The sequence below is a fragment of the Paenibacillus sp. FSL R7-0273 genome (assembly GCF_000758625.1).
GTDB lineage: Bacteria > Bacillota > Bacilli > Paenibacillales > Paenibacillaceae > Paenibacillus_AQ.
In genome coordinates this window covers 4816751-4838397 of the sequence record NZ_CP009283.1, presented here as the reverse complement: position 1 = coordinate 4838397, position 21647 = coordinate 4816751, and the positions used below count along the sequence as shown (strand labels likewise).

The window sequence follows — 21647 nt, the reverse complement described above, 5'->3', positions numbered from 1 at the left end:
GTATGTTTACATAAGATGGACGCATTACGACCGGAATACATAACTGGCCTTGGGGCGGAGTATGCATCTACAAGCAGGTTCGGCGTCATCTTGAACAGAATCCTTGGTGGGAGCTTGAAATGAAAACCAGGAAATGGGGGCTACCGGGGAATGGTGAAAAAAAGGTTTAGTCTGGCGATTGTGGTTGTTATGCTATTTGTGCAATACGCTTACGGTATCGGGTTTATTTCACAGGCTAAGGCAGCGGCGATCGAAAATGAGGCGGACATCATTACCAGTGTGTCCATGGCTGTTTACGGACCTGACGGAAGCACAGTTACGGGCAGCGTATATGACGTGAATTCAACCGTCACCCTAGATTATACATGGGCGCTTCCGGACGGACACAGCTATAAAGCAGGGGATACTTTTACCTTCAAGCTCCCTGAGCAGTTCCAGCTGTACAATGATATCAGCGGCGAACTCGTCTCAGATGACGGGCAGGCGGGTCAGTTCACGATCAGCAAGGACACTCATGAGGTGGCTATGACTTTTAGCAGCTACATTGAGAGCCATGGGAACGTGCACGGAACCCTGCGTGTAAATACCAAGTTTGACCGGACAAAGATCGGCGGGAGTACGACCGAGCAGATCGTCTTTCCGGTTAACGGCGGCTCACAGACCATAGTTGTAACCTTCAAGCCGGAGGTGGGCTCAACGATCGGGAAGTCCGGTGTTGCGGGCGGCTTCAATGCCGGCCGGATCGACTGGACTGTAGATGTGAATAAACGGCTGGAGCCTGTAACGAATGCGGTTATTACCGATCCGATTCCGGCCGGCCTGACACTGGACAGTACTGTAACAGTGGCTGTATATCAGCTGAATGTCCAGCTTGACGGCACGGTGCAGCAGGGGGTATTGCTGGATGCCGGCAAATATACTGCTGAGGTTGCAGGAGGTGTGCTGACTGTCCGGTTTGCCGATCCTGTAATTAACGGCGCGTACCGGCTGGTCTACTCCACAGGTGTTACAAGCGACGATTCGAGCTACACTAACACCGCGACCTTTACCGGAGACGGACGTGACCCGGCCAGTGCCTCTGCGACAGTGACCGTCGAGCGCGGCGGCAGCCTGAAGAAGCAGGCCGTTCATTACGATTGGGGTATCCAGGTCATTACCTGGGCTATTGAATACAATTACAATCTGAAGGCTATCCCGCAGCAAAGCGCGGTGCTCACCGATTTATTTGACGATTCCCAGCGGCTGGTGCCCGGTTCAGTCGTTGTGTATCCGGTGACGCTGGATTCCAGCGGCAAAGCCATTAAAGGAACAGCCTTGACTGAGAATAAGGACTTTACCGTAACCGGTATAACCGGTGCTGAGAATAAGCAGGGCTTTAAGCTGCAGTTCACGGATGGTATAAGCTCCGCATTCCTCATTGAGTACAAAACCGGGGCGGCAGGCCGGGTGTTTAAGGACCACACGGTTACGAATACCGTGTCTGACAGCACCTATAGTGATACGGCCACCCAGCTGGTCAGACCCATTATTATCTACAAAACCTTCTCTGGTGCAGATTATAAAGAGCATACCGCTAACTGGAAGATTACGATAAACGGCGATAACTACCCGATGAAGGAGGTAGTAGTCACAGATACCTTCCCGCAGGGCGGTCAAAAGCTGCTTCCGGAAACCATCGTTGTGCGGAATGCCAGCAATACTGTGCTTGGCGAATCGGCGTATACACTGGAATATGCTACACCGGTTGTGCCGAATGCCGGGTTTAAGGTGAAATTCAAAACCGCAATTACCGGTTCATATACCATCAGCTATACGACCCAGTTTAGCAATGACTGGCTGAAGGGTAATACCGACGAGTTCATAAACACCGCCAGAATTGACTGGAAGGATATTGAGGGCGTTACGCAGACCACGAGTGCTAACGGGAAATTCATTCCCCGTTCCGAGTGGAAGAACAACGGCTTCAAAACCGGGGTGTATGATGCTTCCGGCAAAGAGCTGACCTGGACAGTAGGGGTTAATTATACGGCGAAAGCAGTAGCTTCACCTATTGTTTCAGATGTTCTGACCGCAGGACAGAGCCTGGTTCCGGATTCTCTGAGCGTCTACAGCCTGAAGGTTGATGCCAAGGGAGATTACTCCAGAGGGGCCGAGCTGAGCAAAAACGCATATTCCTACTCAGTAGGAAGCGGCAATGAATTGCGGGTTGTATTTGCAGACAGCATTAACGAGCCTTATGTGATTGTCTTCAAGACCAGCCTTGCAGGACAGCTGATTGGCAGTACTGTAGTTAACACTGCTAAGCTTCTGGACGGTACCGTAAAGGTATCCAAGGATCTGATTGCCTCGGTGACGATCCCGCATGGCGGAGAGTATGTGCTGAAGAACGGGCTGCAGAACGGGGATAAGATCAACTGGAGCCTTGCGGTGAACCGCAGCCAGTCCCATGTGAAGGATGCAAAGATCATTGATACACCGAGCTATAACCAGATTCTGCTGCCGGATTCTTTCCGGCTGTACGCTGGAGCTGCTGCTGCGAACGGGGATATCACCAAGAGCGGCACCGAATTAGTTAAAGGTGTGGATTATACCCTGCAGATACTGGCTGATAATGATGGCAGACAGAGCTTCGAACTGAGCTTTGCCCGTGACATCGACAGAGCCTATATTCTGGAATATCAGTCGCTGATCGCAGCGAAGACCGGCGATAAAGTGACTAATACGGCGAAATTTACCGGTAATAATGTAGTGCTTGTTGAAAAGGATACAACCTCGGAAATTATCGTTGGCGTATCCAGCGGCTCAGGAACCGGCAGCGGCGAGCGCGGGACACTGACTGTCAGCAAGCTGGATGCACAGGATAGCGGTAAGGTGCTGGCTGGGGCAACCTTTGAGCTGTACCGGCTGAACGGCGCTGAACGTATTCTTGTTAATACACGGACTACAGATGCAGCAGGAAAAACGGTGTTCAACAACCTCTGGCTCGGCAGCTATATCCTGATTGAAACAGCTGCTCCAAGCGGGTATGTACTGGATACTAAGGAGTATCAGGTGACCATTGGTTCAGTAACAGGTGTTAACCTGACCGTCTACAACACTGCAGTGCTGCCTACGGCGACGGTTGCCCCGACAGCTACACCAACCGTGGCACCAACGGCAACACCAACTATTGCGCCAACGGCGACACCAACTGTTGCGCCAACACCGGCTATGACAGAGTCACCGGCGCCGACGGCATCACCGGTACCAACTGAGTCAGCGGGCCCTGGCATTACGCCATCACCGGCCCCTTCAGCTCCGGCGACCCCGCTGCCGACCCCGGCAGTCACACCGGCAATTCCGGGAGGTACACCGGAAACGCCTCCGCCAGGAACTGTAGTACCGGGTGTAATTATTGAGGATGATGAGATTCCTGCCGGTCCGGCCATAACTCCGCCGGCGTCAGCTGGCCCGTCGGTTCCTCCGGGAACTCCTGGGGAGGAGCCGGTGGAAATTCCGGTCGATGATGAGATTCCGCTGGGCGGCGTCGATCCGGACAGCGGTGCTCCTGATAACGGAGGGACTCCGGAGATTGACATTAACGATGACTCCATCCCAAGAGGAACCGTAACGGAATCCGGAGGAGGACGGCTGCCGCAGACCGGAGAGAGCAGTCCCCTGCCGCTCTATCTGGCGGGTGCCGGACTGATTGCTGCAGGTGTGATCTTGAACCGGGTGTTCAGACACAGACGTAATCAGTAAACGTAATTTTAAATTTTAATAAGTTATTGCAGTACAGCTATAGAGCAGGAGCCTGCGGCAGATGATTGCCGCAGGCTCTTTGCTGTTTAGTCAGACAGATATGATTGAGCTCAATTATGAAGCTGTATCCCTGCCTCCAGCTCCTGCGGGGCTTCCTGAACACTATGCTGCTTAAGGCCCTTAGCCCCCAGCAGCGCAACGGTGATTATAGCCAAGCCGGATATGCCCAGAATCAGTGAGGTCGGGATCCGGTCAACCAGTAATCCATACAGAATCATTCCGGCCGGTGCGATGGCCCCTCCAGCTGTTTCAACAACTGCAAATACCCTGCCAAGATATTCCGGCTCTACTGTCTGCTGCAGATATACCTGGACCGGAATATTGATATTCATGACTGTGCAGCCGACCATGAACAGCAGGACGAGCAGGTAGATAAAGGCGGCGGTGCGCCCGAAATCAAATATCAGCGGCAGCAGCATGGCAATGAACAGCAGGCCCAGCAGGACCAGTCCGCGGATCAGGGAGCCGGCAGGGCTGGCGCTCTGCCGGCGGACGGTCAGCAGCAGTGACATTGCCAGCATTCCGGCGGCAAGCATGGCATTAATCGATCCGTACTGGGCGGAGGAAAGGGCGAGATTCTGAACGGCTGTATAGGGCAGCACAACATTCAGTGCTACTACAAAAAAATTGACCCAGAATACAATGATGAGAATAGCGCGGATGACAGGCTTTTTAAATGCGTAGGAGATTCCTCCGGCAATGCTGCTGCGGAACTCTGCGAATATTGCAGGACCGGTGCGGGAGCCCGGCCGGCCAGCAGGGGAAGAGCTGGGGTCTGCAGAGTCAGCAGAGCTGGCTGACGGCTTGAACTGCAGCCCCAGGCTCATGAGGGTAGAGACTGCGAAGCCTGCTGCGTTCAGCAGCATGAACTGCTCTAGCTGAACAACAGCGTACAGCATACCGCCAAGTACAGGAGCGAGCAAATTGCCGATGGAGCCGGCAGTTTGATTAAGTGAGCCGGCCCGCTGCAGCGAGCCTGGCTCTACAAGCTGGAGCAGGGAAGAGGAGATGGCGATGCCGTAGAAGGTGGAGCATACAGACAGCATAACGAGAGTCACATAGACCGGAAGCAGCGAAACCCCGTTAAGCGAGACAGCCAGATAGGCCAGCAGCAGCGCCAATACAGCGGCAAAATCGGAATAAATCAGCAGCTTGCGGCGGTTCATGCGGTCAGCCATCACTCCGGCAAAAGGGGCGAGCACAATCCGGGGCAGCATTCCGCAGACCATTGTAACTGCGAAGCTGCTTCCCGAGCCGGTCAGCTTCAAGATATACAAGCCCACCACAAAGGTATACATGCCTGAGCCGAGAATGGATGCGAGCTTGGCGGTGAAGAAAAGCAGCATATTACGATTGCCTGGAACAGTCCATAAGCCTGGTTTTTTTACCATATACAGCACTCCTCAAATGAAAAAAAGTTAAGTTATATTAAACAGATTATAGTGTCAATGCAGGTTTTGTGCAATATTAAGTTTAATTATATTTAACTTTGTTTTATTGTTAATCTGAGATAAGCTATACTGGAAGAAAGACGGATATAAGGATGGCTGTAAAAGATGACAACCAAGCAGACAATCGGAGATAAAATAAAAGCACTGCGCCAATCCAAAAAGCTTACGCAGACCGAACTGGCCGGAGAAGCAATGACCAAAAGCATGCTTAGCCAGATAGAGAACGGCCGTGCCCTGCCGTCCATGCGCAGTCTGCAGATCCTGGCTGAACGGCTGGGGGTAGACGCTGGTTATTTCCTTGAAGATGATCAGGGGATAGACCTGGCCGGTATGGTACGTGACATAGCAGCGCAGTTTAAGCTTAAAAACTATAGCGCGGTGGTTAGCGGTGTGAGGCCGATGCTGGACGGAAAACTTCCGGTGACCGTAGATGCTGCCCGGCTTATGGAGTTTTATATCGCAGCCTGCTATTATACAGGCACAGACGGAGGAGAAGAGGCTGTAGCGAGGGCCGCAGAAATCTATGAGCGGTTTGGCTTATTTGTGGAGAGTGCCAAAGTCCGGTATCTGACCTACGCGCTCCTGTTTACACAGAGCAGATACGAGGAAAGTCTGGAGCTGATCCTGGACGTCAGGGAATTGTATATGAGTAAAAAGGTCGGCAGCAATTTACTGTTTGAAATTGACCTTCACTATGCAGAAAGCGTTACTCTGTCCGCTCTTGGGAACTACAGCGGAAGCGAGGCGGCGGCACTGGCTGCCATAGCGCTGTCACGTGAAGAGGGTGTGTATTATTTGACAGACCATCTGTACCGCGTGTTATCGAACCTAGCCCTGATGTCCGGAAATTTGGAGCAAGCGGGGCATTATCTGGATAAATCGCGGCTGTATGTGGAGCTGTCGGAGGACGCGATGTCCTTACAGCTGCTCAGGCTTGCCAAGATGAGACAGCTGAACGCAGAGCGGCGTTACGAGGATACCCTGCAGCTGGGGGCACAGTTTGAAGCAGAAGGAGACAGATATGTATCAAGCTGGAGCCTGGCAGCGGGAACGGCTTTATTTTATCTGGGCCGGGATGAGGAAGCACTGGAGCTGCTGTCCAGAGTTACTCTGGCTGATGATGTCCACCATCCTCTTGACCGTGCTGCGGTCTTCACTTCCTATGCGTACAAAGCAAGGATATATGGCAGACAAGGAAAGCTGGAGGAAGCACGCCAGCAGTCACAGATTGCCTACGAGCGGGTGCAGCAGTTTCCGCCATCCGTATATACCCGGTTTATCGGCGAGACTTACCGGGAGCTGCATGGGCAATAGATTAAGTCCTTTTTGCTGTAATATTAAAAGCTTTTTTGTATGGTGAGCTGAGAATAACATGTTATACTAACCAAAATTCATAATCGGAGGGAAATGGAATGTGGAAGGAATTTAAAAGCTTTGCCATCAAGGGGAATGTGCTTGATCTGGCAGTTGCCGTAATTATTGGGGCAGCATTCGGCAAAATCGTCTCCTCGCTGGTTGCTGACATTATCATGCCTCTTGCAGGCCTGCTGAGCGGTGGGGTTGATCTGGAAAAGCTTACTTTTACTTATCTTGATGCAGAGGTAAAATACGGGGTATTCCTACAAAGTGTGGTGGATTTCTTTATCATCTCGTTCTCCATCTTTATGGTGGTCAAGCTGGCCAACCGGTTTAAGCACAAGGAGACGGTAAAAGTGGAGGTTGTAGAAACTCCCGCACCGGATCCAGAGATCGCTCTGCTGACTGAAATCCGTGATCTGTTAAAAGCAAACAAGCAGGGTGAGGCGTAGGCCGCACATTATGCTATAACTGCCCGACTGTATCCGGCTGCTGCGAGGTACGTTGGGCTTGCTTTTTTTACCGTATAGTGCTAACTTTATTTTAGTCAGTGCTGCTGGCTGTGCTATAATCGGTACTTAATTTCATACTGATTTGATCCTTCAGGGCAGGGTGTAATTCCCTACCGGCGGTGATGTCACTGTTCAATGGCTGTTGCAGCCTTGACGTGCTTAGTCCGCTACCCGCGCCGTATCTATGATATGGACGGTGGACCCGGTGCAATTCCGGGACCGACAGTATAGTCTGGATGGAAGAAGGAGAGAATAACGTACTGCCCCTGAACGGGCAGGCGTACTGGTGTATTCCAATATATATTGTGCGAACTTTCACAAAGATTTGTGAGTAGGTTTATTTACGCACCATTTTATTAGAATTATCGGCAAACTCTCGTATATCCCGTCTTGAACTCCTCCTGGAGATTGAGACGGGTTTTTCTGTTTTTTAACTGAAGGCAACTTAGCAGAGATTGGAGGCAGATCATGGATATTATGAATGACGAGTTTTACATGTCGCTTGCGCTGGATATGGCGGAAAGAGCGCAGGGACAGACGGGAATTAACCCGGTAGTCGGCTGCGTAGTCGTTAAGGACGGAGCTGTGATCGGCCTTGGTACTCATCTGCAGCGCGGAACCGGCCATGCTGAGGTGCATGCATTAAATATGGCGGCAGGCAAAGCGCAAGGCAGTACCGCCTATGTCACGCTTGAGCCGTGCAGTCACCACGGCAAGACGCCGCCCTGCAGCCAGCGGCTGATTGACGAAGGGGTGGCGCGGGTGGTTGTTGCCTGTGAAGACCCTAACCCGCAGGTGGCGGGCCGGGGCTTCGAAATGCTGCGCGAAGCAGGGATCGACGTTGAAGTCGGGCTGCTGCGAAGCCGTGCCCTGCGGCTGAATGAACGGTTTATTAAGTACATTTTGACCAAGGAGCCCTTTGTAACCCTGAAAAGTGCAAGCACGCTGGACGGTAAGCTTGCGACAAAGACAGGTGACAGCAAGTGGATATCAAATGGTCAGGCACGGGAAATTGTACATACGCTGCGCCACCGTCATCAGGGGATTATGGTAGGCGTAGGCACGGTCATTGCCGATAATCCTTCACTGACAACCAGGCTAGAGGTTCCCGGACTTCATCCGGTGCGGATTGTTATTGATTCGAGCCTGCGTACTCCGCTGGAAGCAAGTGTGGTTACCGACGGACAGGCGCCGACGATTATTGTGACAACCGCAGCGGCTGATCCGGAACGCAGAGCGGCGCTTACGGCGGCAGGTGTTACAGTCGTAACGAGCGGAGACGGGCCGCGGGTGGATCTGAAGGAAGCGATGGTCAAGCTCGGTGAGCTGGAGATCAGCTCGATTCTTCTGGAAGGCGGCGGAACGCTGAATGGCGCGATGCTGGAGAGCGGACTGGTTGACCGGGTAGTGCTCTTTTATGCGCCTAAGATTGTCGGCGGTGGAGCAGAAGCTCCGGGAACCTTCGATTTTCCGGGCATAGCGCTGATGAAGGATGCAATCACCCTTGAGGGATTGGAAGTGGAAGTGCTCGGGGATAATGTCTGTATCAGCGGCACACCGGTGCGTTAATCAGAGTTGTTGTATTCCTGACAAAACGAAGCATTTGCTTCCGAAGCCACAATACTTTTAGGAGGGGATCATATGTTCACCGGATTGATCGAGGAGATCGGCGTGCTGCGCGGTGTCAGCAGCGGCGGCGAGATGCTGGTGCTGAATATCGGCGCATCGCTGATTATGAGCGACCTCAAAATCGGCGACAGCGTGGCCGTCAATGGTGTCTGCCTGACGGCAACCTCAATCAGCGAGCATTCTTTTACCGTGGACGTCATGCCGCAGACCTACCGCAACAGTAACCTGAAGGAGCTGCGCAGCGGCAGCCGGATGAATCTGGAGCGGGCGATGGCAGCCGGCGGCCGGTTTGGCGGACACATCGTTCAGGGCCATGTAGATGGTACAGGTGAGATCCGCAGCGTCAAGCGCGACCAGAATGCCGTCGTGTTCGAGATTACGCCGGACCGCAGCGCTTTGTTCAAATACATTATCCCCAAAGGCTCCATTACCCTTGACGGCATCAGTCTTACTGTGGTGAATACGTCATCCTCGGCTTTCACCGTGTCCATTATCCCCCATACACTCGGTGAAACGGTGCTTGCCCATAAGCGGCCGGGAGACAGCATCAACATCGAGTGCGATGTGCTCGGGAAATATGTCGATCATCTCCTGCATTACAAGGGCGCAGGCAGTGAGGACGAAGCGGGCAGCTCAAGCATAAGCCGTGATTTTCTGGCGGCAAACGGATTTGTATAAGTGATTAGGAGGACAGAATAATGAGCGAACACAACAAGCAGGACAGTGTACTGGACCCGATTGAAGATGCCATATATGATCTGATGCGCGGCAAGGTGGTTATTGTGGTTGATGACGAGGACCGTGAGAACGAAGGGGATTTTGTTGCCCTGGCTGAACGGGCTACACCGGAGGTTATTAACTTCATGATTACCGAAGGACGCGGTCTGGTCTGTGTACCAATCACGGCCGAGCGCGCAGAGGAGCTGGATCTTCAGCCGATGGTTACCCACAACACCGATAACCACGGCACAGCCTTTACCGTTTCGGTTGACCATGCCAGCACGACTACCGGTATTTCCGCCGGCGAGCGCTCCCAGACCATCAAGGCCTTAATGGATCCGGCTGCGAAGCCGTCCGATTTCCGCAGACCGGGCCATATGTTCCCGCTGATCGCCAAAAAGGGCGGCGTGCTGCGCCGCTCCGGCCACACCGAGGCTGCTGTCGATCTGGCCCGCATGTGCGGCTCTTATCCGGCCGGCGTCATCTGCGAGGTGGTCAAGGTTGACGGCACGATGGCCCGGCTGCCTGATCTTGTGGAGATAGCGAAGAAGCATGATCTTAAGCTGATCAGCATTCAGGATCTGATTCATTACCGCAACGAGAAGGAGCAGCTGGTCACCCGTGAGGTATCGGTGAATCTGCCGACCGATTTCGGCACCTTCCAGACTATTGCTTACACTAATGAAGTGGATGACAAGGAGCATGTCGCGCTGGTTAAGGGCGATATTTCCGGCGACGAGCCGGTGCTCGTGCGCGTTCACTCCGAATGTCTCACCGGTGATGTGTTCCATTCCCACCGCTGCGATTGTGGCCCGCAGTTTGAAGCGGCGCTGCGCCAGATCGAAGACGCCGGCCGGGGCGTGCTGCTCTATATGCGCCAGGAGGGCAGAGGCATCGGCCTGATCAACAAGCTGCGGGCTTACAAGCTGCAGGAGGAAGGGCTGGATACAGTTGATGCCAACCTCAAGCTCGGGTTCCCGGCGGACCTGCGGGACTATGGCATCGGGGCGCAGATTTTGAAGGACCTCGGCGTCCGCCAGATCAAGCTGCTGACCAACAACCCGCGCAAGATCAAGGGACTCGAGGGCTATGGCCTTGAGGTTGTAGAGCGTGTCCCAATCCAGATGCCGGAGAACAAGGATAACACCGGTTATCTTCATACCAAGCAGGCCAAGCTCGGCCATCTGCTGTCTTTTGACAACATTGAACAGAATGAGGATTCAAAGGCTTAGTCTGTGCCACAAACTACCAACTAACTAATGAAGGGTTGATGAATGAATATGCCGAATTATTTTGAAGGACATTTAGTCTCCGAGGGATTGCGTTATGGTGTTGTTGTAGGACGTTTTAATGAATTTATTACAAGCAAGCTGCTGTCCGGCGCACTGGATGCCTTTAAGCGCCATGGGGTTGCCGATGATGAGGTAGATGTGGCCTGGGTGCCGGGCGTATTCGAAATTCCGCTCATCTGCCAGAAGATGGCCGAAAGCGGCAAGTACGATGCAGTAATTGCACTCGGTACGGTTATCCGCGGATCAACAACACATTATGATTATGTCTGCAACGAGGTTGCCAAAGGAGTAGCGGCCATCAACCTCAAGACTGGTGTTCCGACGATCTTCGGTGTGGTAACTACCGAGAATATCGAGCAGGCAATTGAGCGCTCCGGAACCAAAGCAGGCAACAAAGGCTGGGATGCAGCTACCTCCGCAATTGAAATGGCTAACCTGAACAAGCTGTTTAAATAAGCTTTTTAGGCAGTAACGCATGCTCCCCTCTTGACGGATTGGCAGCATTCGTGATTATTTATAAGTATAAGAAGAAAGCTTGGACTATAATAATCTTTCTACTTGTGTAGCGTCCTGTTTGCGGCGCTGCACTTTACTTTTTTTAGCAGGAGGAAATTTCGTGACTGTATTGTACAAGCTGGAGACGTTCGAAGGTCCGCTCGATCTGCTCTTGCATTTAATCGACAAGGCGGAAATCGACATCCAGGACATTCCGGTCAGCGAGATTACCGAGCAGTATATGGCATACCTGCAGAGCATGCAGGAGCTTGAGCTGGATATTACCAGCGAGTTTCTTGTCATGGCGGCCACACTGCTGTCGATCAAGAGCAAGCTGCTGCTGCCGAAGCCGCCGGTGATTGAGATCGAAGATTTCGAATACTACGAGGACGATGGCTATGATCCGCGGGCCGAGCTGGTGGAGCGGCTGATCGAATACCGCAAAATCAAGAGTATTGCCGTACAGCTCATGGATATGGAGAGCGAGCGCAGCCTGATTTTCACCAAAGAACCCGAGGACCTCGGTCCGTTTGTGCCGGTGAATCTGGATAATACGCTTAAAGGGCTGCACACCTCTGACCTGATTGCCGCTTTCCGTAAAGCGCTCAGCAAGGCGGCTAGAAGAACCTCCTACCAGCGGATTACCCGTGATGAAATCTCGGTCAAGGACCGGATCCGTGATGTGTCGGAGGCGCTGATGCGCAGAGGCATGGGCGGCAGGCTGCGGTTCTCTGCGCTTTTGCATGAGAGTATGGACCGGCATGAGATTGTTACCACCTTCCTGGCCATTCTGGAGCTGATGAAGATGAAGGCGATTTTTTGCTATCAGGAAAAATTATTTGATGACATTGTCATGGAGTGGAGAGGAGGAGAGGACTTCAGTGGACTACAAAACGCTGAAATCAATTATTGAGGGTCTGCTGTTCCTGTCCGGGGATGAGGGGTTGTCTGTCCGGCAAATTGCCGAGATTACCGAACAGCGTCCGGATTTAGCCGGCCGGGCGCTTGAGGAGCTCAAGGATGATTACGTGGCTCAGGAGCGCGGCCTGCAGGTAGTGCAGATTGCCGGTAACTACCGGCTGGCTACATTATCTGACCATGCACCCTATTTCGAGCGGCTGGCCTATTCGCCGGCCAGATCCTCTTTGTCCCAGGCAGCGCTTGAGACACTGGCCATTGTGGCATACCGCCAGCCGATTACCCGGGTTGAGATTGAGGAGATCCGCGGTGTGAAATCTGAGCGGGCGATTCATACGCTGAACAACAAGGATCTGATTCACGAGGTTGGACGTGCGGAAGCGGTGGGACGCCCTATTCTGTACGGGACTACCAAATCCTTTCTGGACAGCTTCGGGCTTGCCAGCCTGAAGGAGCTGCCGGAGCCGTCCAGCCTGGATTCAGCAGACAATCTGGAGGAGGAAACCCAGCTTCTGTTCAATAAGCTGGACAGCCAGATGTCGTTCGATGATGTAGGGCAATAAGCCATTATCCTTAGCGTAATCAATAGCCGTTGCTCCATTTGGAGCAGCGTTTTTTTTTCATATACACAGATATCCGGGCAGACCCGGCAGAGCAGGATTCTGCTTTTTGCAGCGATTTGAATCTGTCCGAATGTTTTCCAGCCAACTTTGCCATACTAATCCAAGGGTTCTATAAAAAGGCTGCTTGGAGGTTAATCCGTGACGTTATGGCTTGCTGTACCCTTAGCCCTGCTGCTGCTTGTAATTGTACTGGTGCTGTCTTCCTCCATTCATTTTCACTTCCGTTTATGCAGAATCGGCAAGGATGACCGCATTGAATTCGATATAAAAGCTTTATTCGGCCTGGTTAAATTCCATTATGAGCTGCCCAAGCTGATCTATGAGGGAATTGCCCGCGGAGTAAAGATAAAGCTCGAGGAGAGCGGAATTGCGCCTGTACGTCAGGATGCTGATTCGGTGGAACAGATTGACGATGAGACGCTGCGGGACTGGAAGAGGAAGCTGAAAGAGGCGCTGCAGGCCACCATGGACCTGAAAAGCTGGATAAAAAGCCTGATGTCCCACGTCATCATTACCCGGTTCGACTGGTCGACGGATTTCTCGCTGGGTGATGCGGCGTACACCGCGACGGCTACCGGAGCGCTGTCCGGGCTGAAATGGGGCATGGTCGGCTGGATCTCGCGTTACGTCCGGCTGCAGCGCAGTCCGCGGATGTTTGTCGTGCCGGTGTTCCGCGATGAGCTGTGCTTTTCTACAGAGGCTGTCTGTACCGGCAAGCTGCCGGTTTCCAGTGTTTTCTTTGCAGGAATCCAGCTGCTGTGGCGTGTTATCCGGGTAAAGGGCGGGCTGTCGCGCTGGATACGTCTGCTTAAGAATAAAAACTGATTCCCGCTTACGGAGCTTATGCTAAGAAACATCTTACATACAAATGCTGCGTATTGGGGATGATATCACCTGTGATCGACCTGAAAAGTCTTTAAAAGCCAAAGGAGGATATCAATATGAGCGACCATCCGATTCAAGGTCTGATGCAGACGGCGATGGAAAATATCAAAGGCATGGTGGATGTTAATACGATTGTCGGGGATCCGGTCGAAACCCCGGACGGCAGTGTAATTCTGCCGATCAGTAAAGTGGCCTTCGGGTTTGCTGCAGGGGGCAGTGACTTCCGGGTGGAGGATGACGCTCCCGGCATCAACGGAAGCGGGAGCGGAGTCAAAATGCTCCCATTCGGAGGAGGCAGCGGGGGAGGGGTATCCATTCGTCCGATTGCGTTTCTGGTAGTCGGCAGGGAAGGGGTACATATTGTGCCGCTGGATAATCAGACCCATCTGTTTGAAAAAATCATTGATGCCGCGCCGAATCTGATCGACAAAATCCAGAACATGATCCAATCCGGTACACCGGTAGGTGCCGAGATTGTCGGCGCTCCGGGTACAAAAACGACAACGGTAAAAACAGAAAGCGTGCATTCCAATCCATCAGCCCATTAATGGCCTGTAGCGTAGGACAGCCGGGGATACCGCCTTAACAGGGCGGTGTCCTTTTTTGCCTTGCGGGAGGGACATACCTGTCAAGCCTTCCGCATACACTTGTACAACACAGAAGGAATAAGGAAAGAAGAACTGAATGAAAAGCCGGAGGATGAACATGAAACCACTAAAAATGATCACAGGAAAGCCTTTGCTGCTTCTGATAATGGGCCTGCTGCTGGCTGTTATAGCCCCGGCTTATCCCGTGCATGCGGAGAATGCCTCTATCTCAACCCATGCCAGGGCTGCAGCGCTGATTGATGTCGAATCGGGAAGGCTCCTCTACAGCAGCCGGGGGGATGAGCCGATGCTGATCGCCAGCCTGACCAAAATCATGACGGCAATCGTGGCGATAGAGAACGGGGACCTGACTTCCGAAGTGAAGGTGGGCAAAAATGCTTTTGCCAAGGAGGGCTCCTCACTGTACCTGAAGCTGGGCGAGGAGATGCTGCTGGAGGATATGCTCTACGGCCTGATGCTGCGCTCAGGAAATGATGCGGCCACGGCAATCGCCGAGCATGTGGGGGGATCGGAGCAAGGGTTTGTCCATCTGATGAATGCCAAGGCGGAGGAGCTGGGGCTGAAGAACACCCATTTTGCCAATCCGCACGGTCTGGATGCAGAAGGTCATTATTCCAGTGCCAATGATATGGCCGTGCTGACCGCTTACGCCATGCATAATCCCGCTTTTAAGGAAATTGTGAAGACACAGGAGAAAACAGCTGACAATCCGTATGAGAAATGGGACTACAAGTGGGCTAACAAAAATAAAATGCTGCGCCTGTATGAAGGTGCGGACGGGGTTAAGACCGGATATACCAAAAAAGCGATGCGTTGTCTCGTTAGCTCCGCTACGCGCGGCGGCCAGCAGCTGGTTGCTGTTACGCTGAATGACGGCAACGACTGGAATGATCATGCTGCACTGCTGAACTTCGGCTTCAACCATTATCCGCTTAAAACCCTGATTGAACGCGGAGAGGGCATCAGCGGCTACAGCTTCCTGACCTCCCGCAAGTTCGCTTACCCGCTCGGCCAGGGTGAGGAAGCCAGAATTACAACAAAGCTGGTCTTAAATGAGGAGCCGGCTGCCGCCGGCGGGACAACAGCCCGTACCAGCGACTTCGGACTCAGAGGAGCCGTTGTACTCCAGCTTGGCGGGAAGGAAATCGGCCGTGTGCCGGTGTATGAGCCGGACCGGCTCCCGCCGGAGAAATCTCTTTACATGAAGCGCTACAGTCCGGCCGGAACAGCTGAATATCCGGCAGATAACTGGCTGCAGGCGCTCGGGAGCGCTTTACGGGCGCTGCTGCAGATGGGAAGGTAGTAAGCGCACCTGGGAATGAGAGAGAGCAGGACAGGGGAGGGACCGGAATGATTAATGGAATCTGGCTGGGGATGATTGTGATCGGCTTTGTATTTGCCGCCGTGAACGGCCGGATGGATGCTTTTACAGCGGCAGTTTTTGACGGCGCCAAGAACGGGGTTACCGTAAGCTTTGGACTGATCAGCGTACTTGTATTCTGGATGGGAATGATGCGGGTGGCCGAGGATGCCGGCCTCCTGCGCAAAATAGCCCGGCTGCTAGGGCCGGTGGTAGGCTTTCTGTTCCCGGATGTGCCCAAGGGCCATCCGGCAATCGGCTATATTCTGTCCAACATGAGCGCCAATCTGCTTGGCCTGGGCAATGCGGCAACACCAATGGGTATCAAGGCGATGCAGGAGCTGCAGACGCTGAATCCTGACAAGACTACGGCGACCCCGGCCATGTGCACCTTGCTTGCGCTGAATACAGCCAGCATTACGCTTATTCCGGCCACGCTGATCGCGATCCGGCTCAATTACGGCTCTGCCGATCCGGCCGGGATTGTCGGCACAACGCTGGCGGCAACCGCCGTAGCGACACTGGCTGCGGTTGGCGCGGACAGGCTGATGCGCAGGCTGTCCCTGCTGCGCCGGCCGCCGAAGCCGCCGGCCGTAAGGCCCGGGGATCACACCGCCGGAGGATCAGCCGTCCCGCATACCTCGATGAAAGGGTGAGCCGAGCTTGTTACACCTAATCAGCATCATCTCTGCCTGGGCGATCCCGGTCATGATCACCTTTATCCCGCTGTATGCTTTTACACGCAAGGTTCCGGTATATGAATCCTTTGTAGAAGGGGCTAAAGACGGCTTCGGGACTGCAATTGCCATTATTCCGCATCTGGTCGGCATGCTTGTGGCCATCAGCGTGTTCCGGGCCTCCGGGGCGCTGGATTTCCTGATGGGCTTTATTGCTCCCGCACTGGAAGGGCTCGGTGTGCCGCCTGAGGTGCTGCCGCTCGGCCTGCTGCGTCCGCTGACCGGCACCGGCTCGCTGGCCTATACAACTGATCTGATACGCGTTCATGGTCCGGACTCCCTGATCGGCATGATTGCCTCCACCATTCAGGGAAGCACCGACACAACCTTGTATGTGCTGACTGTCTATTTCGGCGCAGTAGGCATCCGTAACGGCCGTTATGCGCTTAAGGTCGGCCTGTTCTCTGACATTGTCGGCTTCATCGCCGCCATTGCTGTATGTCTGCTGGTTTTCGGATAGTCAGGAGCTCCAGATAAATTAAGAATTTGAAATTCCGGAATTGCTGTGTTAGGATAGAAGCAATTGAATAATCCTTAAATGCATCGTTTAATGGATTGTTACTGGCCGGGCCAGGCAAAACCTAAACTGATGGTAAAGCATTTGTCCTCTCCTTTTGGAGGTGGCGATTTCTTTACTAACGGTTTAGGTTTTTCTTGTTTTCGGGCATCATACTTATAAAATAACAGAAAGAGGTTATGTTCATGGCTACAGCAAACACAGGATTCCCGGACAATTTTTTGTGGGGCGGCGCTACGGCAGCCAACCAGCTTGAGGGCGGCTTTGACTTGGACGGCAAAGGCCTGTCCACTGCAGATATGATTGCCCATGTGCCGAAGGCGCAGCGTAAAGGGGATCACTCGATGGAGATTTCCTCGGAGCGTATTGCCGAGATTCTTGCCGGTGACCTTAGCGAGCGTTTTCCTAAGCGTGAAGGTGTGGACTTCTACCACCGCTATAAAGAGGATATTGCCCTGTTTGCCGAAATGGGCTTCAAGGTGTTCCGGATGTCGATCAACTGGGCGCGGATTTTCCCGAACGGGGATGACGCCGAGCCGAACGAAGCAGGCCTGCAGTTCTATGACAATGTGTTCGACGAGCTGCTTAAATACGGTATTGAGCCGCTGGTCACGCTGTCCCATTATGAGACTCCGCTTGGTCTGACCCTGAAATATAACGGCTGGGCCAGCCGTGAAGTCATCGGGCATTATGTAAAATACGCCGAGACCGTGTTCACCCGCTACCGGAACAAGGTGAAATACTGGCTGACCTTTAACGAAATCAACGTGATGACAATGAGCCCTTACACCGGCGGAGGCATCCTGTCCGACAAGGTTGAGCACAAGCTGCAGACCATTTATCAGGCGCTGCACCATCAATTTGTGGCAAGTGCACGGGTGACAAAGCTGGGCCATGAGATTATTCCGGGTGCACAGATCGGCTGCATGCTGGCCCGCCTTGAATCCTACCCGCACACCTGTAACCCTGAGGATGTCCGTAAGAGCCAGCTGGAAAGCCAGATGAACCTGTTCTTTACCGATGTGCATGCCCGCGGTGAATATCCAAGCTACATGAACCGTTATTTTGCCGAAAATAACATCGTAATTGCACGCGAGCCGGGAGACGATGAGATCATTGCCGCCCACACGGTAGATTTCATTTCCTTCAGCTATTACATGACCCTTACTGTTACTGCCGGACCGGAAGGCGATGTGACCGGAGGCAACCTGGTAGGCGGTGTCAAGAACCCTTATCTCGAAGCTTCCGACTGGGGCTGGCAGATCGATCCTGTAGGCCTGCGCATTACACTCAACACCCTGTATGACCGTTACCGGAAGCCGCTCTTTATTGTAGAGAACGGGCTGGGCGCAATCGACCGTGTTGAAGCTGACGGCTCCATTCATGATACTTACCGGATCGACTATCTCAAACAGCACATTATCCAGATGAAAGAAGCAGTTAAGGACGGCGTAGAGCTGATGGGCTACACAGCCTGGGGTCCGATTGACCTGGTGAGCATGTCCACTTCCGAGATGTCCAAGCGTTACGGCTTCATTTATGTCGACCTGGATGATGAAGGAAAGGGTACACTCGCCCGCAGCAAAAAGGATTCCTTTGACTGGTACAAGCAGGTAATTGAATCGAATGGCGAAGTGTTATAAAACGTTTTCATAATGCTGTTGTCAATCTGCAGGCAATGTGATAATATGCATATACGGGAAAACTAAAACTGGATTGTTACTGAACCTTCAGGCAAAACCAGAAGCTGGCATTAAGTGCCTGTTTTGGTTTTGCCTTTTTACTACTCTGACGGCGTAAGGTGATGGAATGAAAATTGAGAAGGTGCTCAACAATAATGTCGTGACCGTGCTTGATGCCAGCCAGAATGAGCTGGTCATCATGGGCCGGGGAATTGCCTTCAAGAAGCATACCGGTGATCTTATTGATGAGGACAAGATTGAAAAGGTATTCTCACTGGATAACAAAGAAGTCTCACAAAAGCTTATGACGCTGCTGTCGGACATTCCGATTGAATATGTTGAATGCTCCGATGAAGTGATCCGCTATGCGGAGACGGTGCTGGGCGAGAAGCTGCACGACAGTGTGTACATCTCGCTTACGGACCATATCCATTTCGCCATCGACCGGCACCGTCAGGGGCTTCAGCTCAAGAATGCGCTGCTGTGGGAGATCAAGAGGATGTACCGCAAGGAATTCTCAATCGGCCTCAAGGCTCTGCAAATTATTGAGGACCGGCTCGGCGTATTGCTGCCGGAAGACGAGTGCGCTTTCATTGCAATGCATCTGGTCAACGCCCAGCTGAACGGGGAAATGCGTGAAACGGTCAGCATCACGAATATCGTGAAGGACATCTCGAATATCGTGAGACGCAGCTTTTTGATTGAGCTCGACGAGGAATCGCTCAGCTATTACCGCTTTCTGACGCATCTGAAGTTCTTTGCGCAGCGGGTGGTTCAGGGCTCACCGGTTGACGACCGGGACAGGGATCATACACTGCATGATCTGGTCCGCGTCCAATACCCGGAAGCCTACGCCTGCGCAGAGAAGATTGCGGATTACACCCGCAAAATTTACAAGCGGAATTTATCCAAGGAAGAAATTTTGTACATGACGATTCACATTGAGCGGATTGTCCGGAACGAAGATACAACCGAATAAAGCAAGACGGGATTGTTACTCTAAGCAGGCAAAACCTAAACGCTGAATAGTATATGCGGCATTATCGCGATACTATGGGTGTTTAGGTTTTTTTGTTCCAAAAAACTCGGAATTGAAGGAGCATATCAAGATGGATAAAACAGCACTCTCCAAAGATATATTGAAGCTGGTGGGCGGAGAAGAGAATATTGAACAGGTTACCCACTGCATGACACGCCTACGCTTTAACCTTAACGATAACAATAAAGCGGATAAAGCGGCTCTGCAGAAAACGGATGGCGTTATGGGTGTAATGATCAACGGGGGCCAGTTCCAGGTTATCATCGGTAACGATGTGCCGGTCGTATATAACGAGCTGGTAAAGAATATGAAGGGCGCTCCCGAGGGAAGAGTAAGCTCGTCCTCAGCTGATGCCGGAGACAAGAAGAAAAAGAATGTGCTAAGCAGCATACTCGATTTCATCTCCGGAAGCTTCACTCCGATTCTGCCGGCGATTACCGGCGCAGGTATGATCAAAGGGATCATTGCCCTGCTGGTAGCAGCGGGATGGATGGGTACAACCAGTTCAACCTATGTCATTCTTTCGGCTATCGGTGACGGCGCCTTCTACTTCCTGCCGATCATTCTGGCGGTCAGTGCGGCCCGCAAGCTGGGAAGCAATATGTATATCGGTGCAGCGATTGGTGCCGCTATATTGCATCCGACGGTTACAACGCTGCTGGGCGCGGGTGAGCCGGTTACTTTTGCCAGCCTGCCTGTTGTAGCTGCAACGTATTCCTCGTCGGTTATTCCGATCATCATTGCGGTATGGCTTGCTTCCTATGTGGAAAAAGCAGTCGATAAAGTTACACATGCCTCGCTTAAGCTGATTATTGTTCCAACCGTTACACTGCTCGTAATTGTACCGTTGACCCTGATAGCTGTAGGTCCGCTGGGCGTTATCATCGGTAACGGTCTGACTGACGGCATTTCGTGGCTGTTTAACAATACCGGATTGTTCGCCGGCCTTCTGCTGGGCGGTACCATGTCCCTGCTGATTATTACAGGTATGCACTATGCGCTGATTCCGATCATGATCGCCTCCATTGCCAGCCTTGGATATGATTACATCATTCCAATTATGATGGTAGCCAACTTTGCCCAGGCCGGTGCAACCTTCGGTGTCTTCCTGAAAACGAAAAACAGCAAGCTGAAGCCATTGGCCCTTTCGACAAGTGTGACGGCGCTGATGGGGATTACCGAGCCTGCAATGTATGGGGTTAACATGCGTTTCAAAAAGCCGTTTATCGGCGCTTTGATCGGCGGAGCAGTGGGCGGAGCGTTCCTGAGCCTGTTTAAAGTAAAAGCTTATGTTATCGGCGGTCTGGCCGGTTTGTCCGGTATTCCGATGGTTATTGGTGAAACCTTTGTCTACTCCGTGATCGGCTTTGCAATCGGTATTGTTGTGGCAGCCATTGTAACTTACATTCTGGGCTTTGAAGACGAGCCTGAAGCTGCAGCAGCAGCGGTTCCGGCTGCAACGGCTAATGCAAATACTTCTTCTAACTCAGCAGTGATTGCTGATGCGCTGGAAGCTGAAGCTGCTGCTAAGGTTACTGAAGATATCTACAGCCCGATTACCGGTGAAGTTAAACCGCTGAGCGAAGTAAACGATCCAGCGTTCTCTGAAGAAATTATGGGTAAGGGCTTTGCGATCCAGCCGTCTGAAGGCCGGGTAGTATCTCCTGTCAACGGTACGGTGTTCTCCCTGTCAAAGAGCGGACATGCGATTGGCCTGGTCAGCGATAACGGCGCCGAGATGCTGATCCATATCGGTATCGATACTGTGAAGCTGAAGGGACTGCATTTCTCGCCGAAAGTGACAGCCGGCAGCAAGGTATCCGTTGGCGACCTGCTGATGGAGTTCGACCGCGCAGAGATTGAAAAAGCAGGCTACAGCACCATTACACCGGTAATTATCACTAACATTGCCGAGTACAGCTCCATCAAACCCGGAGGCCGTTCCACAGTGAAGGAGCAGGAGCTGCTCTACACCGTGCAGGCCTAAACCATTCCAATAGAAGAAAGTGAGTGAAGCTTATT

At 52.6% G+C, this 21647-nt stretch carries 18 protein-coding genes and 1 riboswitch; of the genes, 17 read left to right on the top strand and 1 reads right to left on the bottom strand.

All coding sequences use genetic code 11. The features are described 5' to 3' along the window. Positions 1–150: 150 nt before the first annotated feature. Positions 151–3741, top strand: coding sequence for an LPXTG cell wall anchor domain-containing protein (locus tag R70723_RS20875; protein WP_047171179.1), 3591 nt, complete (start codon positions 151–153; stop codon positions 3739–3741). A gap of 110 nt (positions 3742–3851) precedes the next feature. On the opposite strand, the gene R70723_RS20870 is transcribed toward R70723_RS20875, so the two are convergent. Next, on the bottom strand, positions 3852–5192 hold the full coding sequence (locus R70723_RS20870) for an MFS transporter (RefSeq protein WP_047171178.1): 1341 nt from the start codon (positions 5190–5192) through the stop codon (positions 3852–3854). A 165-nt stretch (positions 5193–5357) separates the two neighbouring features. Here R70723_RS20870 and R70723_RS20865 point away from each other — a divergent pair, with 165 nt between their 5' ends. From R70723_RS20865 to R70723_RS20790, 16 genes are all read left to right on the top strand, one after another. Beyond that, on the top strand, positions 5358–6566 hold the full coding sequence (locus R70723_RS20865) for a helix-turn-helix domain-containing protein (protein WP_039875057.1): 1209 nt from the start codon (positions 5358–5360) through the stop codon (positions 6564–6566). Between the two features lie 98 nt (positions 6567–6664). Further along, positions 6665–7060 (top strand): large conductance mechanosensitive channel protein MscL, encoded by a 396-nt coding sequence (mscL, locus tag R70723_RS20860; RefSeq protein WP_039875055.1) that lies wholly within the window; start codon positions 6665–6667, stop codon positions 7058–7060. Positions 7061–7202: 142 nt separating this feature from the next. Continuing rightward, a riboswitch (FMN riboswitch) is annotated at positions 7203–7372 on the top strand. Between the two features lie 216 nt (positions 7373–7588). Next, positions 7589–8689 (top strand): bifunctional diaminohydroxyphosphoribosylaminopyrimidine deaminase/5-amino-6-(5-phosphoribosylamino)uracil reductase RibD, encoded by a 1101-nt coding sequence (ribD, locus tag R70723_RS20855; RefSeq protein ID WP_039875053.1) that lies wholly within the window; start codon positions 7589–7591, stop codon positions 8687–8689. Positions 8690–8761: 72 nt separating this feature from the next. Then, positions 8762–9427: a riboflavin synthase gene (locus tag R70723_RS20850; protein WP_039875051.1), complete on the top strand. Its 666-nt coding sequence runs from the start codon at positions 8762–8764 to the stop codon at positions 9425–9427. A 20-nt stretch (positions 9428–9447) separates the two neighbouring features. Continuing rightward, entirely contained in the window at positions 9448–10701 is a 1254-nt protein-coding gene (locus tag R70723_RS20845; protein ID WP_047171177.1) for a bifunctional 3,4-dihydroxy-2-butanone-4-phosphate synthase/GTP cyclohydrolase II, read from the top strand. A gap of 48 nt (positions 10702–10749) precedes the next feature. Further along, on the top strand, positions 10750–11217 hold the full coding sequence (gene ribH / locus R70723_RS20840) for a 6,7-dimethyl-8-ribityllumazine synthase (protein ID WP_039879072.1): 468 nt from the start codon (positions 10750–10752) through the stop codon (positions 11215–11217). Positions 11218–11377: 160 nt separating this feature from the next. Further along, positions 11378–12169, top strand: coding sequence for a segregation and condensation protein A (locus R70723_RS20835; protein WP_039875049.1), 792 nt, complete (start codon positions 11378–11380; stop codon positions 12167–12169). Continuing rightward, complete coding sequence (gene scpB, locus R70723_RS20830; protein WP_039875047.1) at positions 12138–12737, top strand: SMC-Scp complex subunit ScpB; 600 nt, start codon at positions 12138–12140, stop codon at positions 12735–12737. The genes R70723_RS20835 and scpB overlap by 32 nt, the downstream gene beginning before the upstream one ends. A gap of 198 nt (positions 12738–12935) precedes the next feature. Then, the gene (locus R70723_RS20825) at positions 12936–13622 is read left to right on the top strand and encodes a DUF2953 domain-containing protein (RefSeq protein WP_039875045.1); all 687 of its coding nucleotides are present in this window, start codon (positions 12936–12938) and stop codon (positions 13620–13622) included. Positions 13623–13738: 116 nt separating this feature from the next. Continuing rightward, positions 13739–14230: a GerW family sporulation protein gene (gene ytfJ / locus R70723_RS20820; protein WP_039875042.1), complete on the top strand. Its 492-nt coding sequence runs from the start codon at positions 13739–13741 to the stop codon at positions 14228–14230. A 157-nt stretch (positions 14231–14387) separates the two neighbouring features. Next, the gene (locus tag R70723_RS20815; protein ID WP_047171176.1) at positions 14388–15593 is read left to right on the top strand and encodes a D-alanyl-D-alanine carboxypeptidase family protein; all 1206 of its coding nucleotides are present in this window, start codon (positions 14388–14390) and stop codon (positions 15591–15593) included. Positions 15594–15640: 47 nt separating this feature from the next. Continuing rightward, the gene (locus R70723_RS20810; protein WP_039875038.1) at positions 15641–16306 is read left to right on the top strand and encodes a nucleoside recognition domain-containing protein; all 666 of its coding nucleotides are present in this window, start codon (positions 15641–15643) and stop codon (positions 16304–16306) included. 7 nt (positions 16307–16313) lie between these two features. Further along, a complete protein-coding gene (locus tag R70723_RS20805; protein ID WP_039875037.1) occupies positions 16314–16847 on the top strand; it encodes a spore maturation protein in 534 nt (177 codons plus the stop codon). A 242-nt stretch (positions 16848–17089) separates the two neighbouring features. Next, positions 17090–18547, top strand: a complete 1458-nt coding sequence (locus R70723_RS20800) for a glycoside hydrolase family 1 protein (protein ID WP_039875035.1) — start codon at positions 17090–17092, stop codon at positions 18545–18547. 166 nt (positions 18548–18713) lie between these two features. Continuing rightward, positions 18714–19565 (top strand): BglG family transcription antiterminator LicT, encoded by an 852-nt coding sequence (licT, locus tag R70723_RS20795; RefSeq protein ID WP_039875031.1) that lies wholly within the window; start codon positions 18714–18716, stop codon positions 19563–19565. Between the two features lie 130 nt (positions 19566–19695). Then, positions 19696–21612: a beta-glucoside-specific PTS transporter subunit IIABC gene (locus R70723_RS20790; protein WP_039875030.1), complete on the top strand. Its 1917-nt coding sequence runs from the start codon at positions 19696–19698 to the stop codon at positions 21610–21612. Positions 21613–21647 lie beyond the last annotated feature (35 nt).